This is a genomic window from Bacillus sp. 5mfcol3.1 (assembly GCF_900114335.1).
Classification (GTDB): domain Bacteria; phylum Bacillota; class Bacilli; order Bacillales; family Bacillaceae_G; genus Bacillus_A; species Bacillus_A thuringiensis_S.
Genome location: NZ_FOST01000068.1, coordinates 1 through 1,103 on the forward strand (window position 1 = coordinate 1; position 1,103 = coordinate 1,103).

A 1,103-nucleotide genomic window follows, 5' to 3' on the forward strand; every position below is an offset into this window, starting at 1 on the left:
GAAGGCCCAGAGGGACTTCAGGGCCCGCAAGGAATCCAAGGTGTGCCAGGGCCAGTTGGAGCAACGGGTCCAGAGGGTCCTCAGGGGATACAAGGTATTCAAGGACCGGTAGGAACAACAGGCCCACAAGGTCCACAAGGAATACAGGGAATACAAGGTGTGCAAGGGATAACGGGAGCAACTGGAGTACAAGGAGCAACTGGAATTCAAGGGATACAAGGGGAAATAGGAGCAACGGGTCCAGAGGGTCCCCAAGGAGTGCAAGGTGCTCAAGGGGAGATTGGTCCAACAGGTCCGATGGGTCCCCAAGGTGTGCAAGGAGTACAAGGAATTCAAGGAGCGACGGGCGCACAAGGAGTGCAAGGTCCACAGGGAATTCAAGGAATCCAAGGTCCGACGGGGGCAACAGGAGATACAGGAGCAACAGGTGCGACAGGGGAAGGCACTACAGGCCCAACAGGAGTAACCGGTCCAACAGGGGTAACAGGCCCATCTGGAGGACCAGCAGGACCGACCGGCCCAACGGGGCCATCAGGTCCGGCGGGAGTAACTGGTCCATCTGGTGGACCACCTGGCCCGACAGGAGCAACAGGTGCGACAGGAGTAACAGGAGATACTGGGGCGACAGGCTCAACTGGAGTGACAGGAGCGACAGGAGAAACGGGAGCAACCGGAGTGACGGGTTTGCAAGGTCCGCAAGGAATCCAAGGTGTGCAGGGAGAGATAGGTCCGACGGGTCCCCAAGGTGTTCAAGGTCCCCAAGGAATTCAAGGAATAACGGGGGCCACTGGAGATCAAGGTCCGCAAGGGATTCAAGGCCCACAAGGAGAGATAGGTCCAACCGGCCCACAAGGAATTCAAGGCCCACAAGGTTCTCAAGGAATCCAAGGAGCGACAGGGGGAACAGGAGCACAAGGTCCACAGGGAATCCAAGGTCCGCAAGGTGACATAGGTCCGACTGGGCCACAAGGTCCAACTGGAATCCAAGGGATACAAGGAGAGATAGGTCCAACAGGTCCAGAAGGCCCAGAGGGACTTCAGGGCCCGCAAGGAATCCAAGGTGTGCCAGGGCCAGTTGGAGCAACGGGTCCAGAGGGTCCTCA

The 1,103-nt window shown here is 58.2% G+C and carries 1 pseudogene; it reads left to right on the plus strand.

Annotated elements, in window-relative coordinates:
* Window positions 1–1,103 (plus strand): annotated as a pseudogene (locus tag BM089_RS30480) (collagen-like protein); the annotation flags it as partial.